The organism is Vibrio sp. 378, from assembly GCF_033339435.1.
This window is the reverse complement of record NZ_JAWOUO010000201.1, coordinates 1-980: the sequence shown is the minus strand read 5'-3', so window position 1 is coordinate 980 and position 980 is coordinate 1. Positions and strand designations below refer to the sequence as shown.

At 46.5% G+C, this 980-nt stretch carries 1 protein-coding gene; it reads right to left on the bottom strand.

Annotated features, from left to right (window positions below; all coding sequences use genetic code 11):
• Window positions 1–980 (bottom strand): B12-binding domain-containing protein (locus tag R7Q48_RS25140; RefSeq protein ID WP_318132857.1); only part of this gene is annotated, 980 nt, incomplete at both ends.

Sequence of the window (980 nt, the reverse complement as noted above, 5' to 3'; positions counted from 1 at the left end):
TTGTAGTTCTGCTCAATCTTCACGGCGGTGTGCGCTTTGGATGTGGTAGCTCCACCAATCAGAAGCGGAAGATCAAAATTGAGACGTTCCATCTCTTTAGCAACATGAACCATTTCATCCAGAGATGGGGTAATCAACCCTGACAAACCGATAATATCAACGTTCTCTTCTAGCGCGACTTTTAAGATCTTTTCACACGGTACCATCACGCCAAGATCGATGATCTCGTAGTTATTACACTGCAGTACAACGCCCACAATGTTTTTGCCGATGTCGTGCACGTCCCCCTTCACCGTCGCCAACAAAATTTTTCCGTTACTGCTACCGGATTGTTTTTCGGCGTTAATAAAGGGCTCTAAATGCGCAACAGCTTGCTTCATCACACGTGCTGATTTCACGACTTGAGGTAAGAACATCTTACCCTCACCAAATAGGTCACCCACCACGTTCATGCCATCCATCAAAGGACCTTCAATCACTTCAAGTGGTTTTGCCGCATTCACACGTGCTTCTTCAGTGTCTGCAACGATGAACTCTGTGATCCCTTTAACTAACGCATGCTCTAAACGTTTTGCGACAGGCCAAGTTCGCCACTCAAGCGCAGAGGCATCTTCTTCTTTGCCAACGCCTTTATCTGCGTACTCAGCCGCGATATCCAACAATCTTTCTGTAGCGTCATCTCGACGATTAAGCACAACGTCTTCTACCGCTTCTCGTAGTTTTTCCGGAACGTTGTCATAAATTTCGAGCTGCCCCGCGTTCACAATGCCCATGTCCATACCGTTTTTAAAACAGTGATAAAGGAATACGGCATGGATTGCTTCACGAACGTAGTTATTACCGCGGAAAGAGAAAGACACGTTCGACACGCCACCGGAAATCATCGCGTGTGGCAAATCGCGCTTGATGTCCGCTACAGCTTCAATAAAATCAACAGCATAGTTGTTGTGCTCATCAATACCCGTTGCGACGGCAAAAAT